Source organism: Acinetobacter sichuanensis, assembly GCF_003024515.2.
Lineage (GTDB): Bacteria > Pseudomonadota > Gammaproteobacteria > Pseudomonadales > Moraxellaceae > Acinetobacter > Acinetobacter sichuanensis.
In genome coordinates, this window is record NZ_PYIX02000164.1 from 1 (window position 1) to 1,092 (window position 1,092).

Here is a 1,092-nt window from a genome sequence, read left to right on the forward strand (position 1 = left end):
GTGAAAAGACAATCATCTAGTAGTAAAAGGTGAGTACTACTTGAGAATTGGCAAGCTCTTAACACATAAGTCAGCCCTAAAGCACACTACTAACCTGCTATACGTCATGCGTATAGTAGGTCTTTTAACGCGCCATTAGCTCAGTGGATAGAGCATCCGCCTTCTAAGCGGATGGTCACAGGTTCGAATCCTGTATGGCGTGCCATTTTCATACATAACAATTCAGGAAAATAAGATGAAAAGTATTATTGCTGCTTTGTTACTTTTGTTTGTTTCAGTTACTGCAAATGCTACTTTCTTTGATGGTCCTAAAAGTAAGTGTGGTCCATTAAGCAATGCTGCTTGTGGTGAGTAATTTTAATTAGGTGTGATTACACCATTTTAAACCTATCGAATTCGAAACCTTTAACCACCTCAACGGTGGTTTTTTAATGCCTAGAGGAAAGTGAAGATGTCAAATGAAAAACAAATTGAGCAAGAAATTCAAGCGAAAGGTTTGAGTGCACCACGATTAACGCCTAATCATATTGATTCAGTTGTTCAAAGTGTTCACCACTTTACGGCTGGTGATGGTTACGCAGGCGCGCTTGCATCTTCTGAAGAATTTAACTCATTGCCTGAAGGTGAGCGATTCATCAATCCACCACAGCAACTTGATCTATTAACCTTCTGTGTAATTGTTTTGAAAAATGGTTTCACGGTTACAGGTGAATCAGCATGTGTAAGTCCTGAAAACTTTGATCCTGAAATTGGTAAAAAGATTGCGTACGAAAATGCACGCAACAAAATTTGGATGCTTGAAGGTTATCTATTGAAAGAAAAACTATACCAAGCTGAATTGGATAAACAGTTTTAAACACCCCGAAAGGGGTTTTATTTTGTCTTGGAGAAAGTGAGATGGAAGATCAAGAGGAATTATTAGAAGCACTTGAATCAGCTGCTAACTTCATGCGCGGTATGCAATTTGACCCTCGGCTGCCTGTGGACATGAAGAGCGCATTGATTGAGAAAGCAGTGGAAATAGACGATCTAGTTGAAAAACACTTGAGTGATTGAGCTTATGGACAAAATCGAAGCACGTAAGAATCTCGG

2 protein-coding genes and 1 tRNA gene are annotated in these 1,092 nt (G+C 39.3%); all 3 read left to right on the forward strand.

Annotation, left to right across the window (positions count from 1 at the left end):
* Window positions 1–129: 129 nt before the first annotated feature.
* The 3 genes from C9E89_RS22740 to C9E89_RS23570 all read left to right on the forward strand — a co-directional run bounded on the left by C9E89_RS22740 (window position 130) and on the right by C9E89_RS23570 (window position 1,056).
* Window positions 130–205, forward strand: a tRNA-Arg gene (locus C9E89_RS22740).
* 246 nt (window positions 206–451) lie between these two features.
* Entirely contained in the window at window positions 452–856 is a 405-nt protein-coding gene (locus C9E89_RS22745) for a Gp49 family protein (RefSeq protein ID WP_107010317.1), read from the forward strand.
* A 41-nt stretch (window positions 857–897) separates the two neighbouring features.
* Entirely contained in the window at window positions 898–1,056 is a 159-nt protein-coding gene (locus tag C9E89_RS23570; RefSeq protein ID WP_171405218.1) for a hypothetical protein, read from the forward strand.
* Window positions 1,057–1,092 lie beyond the last annotated feature (36 nt).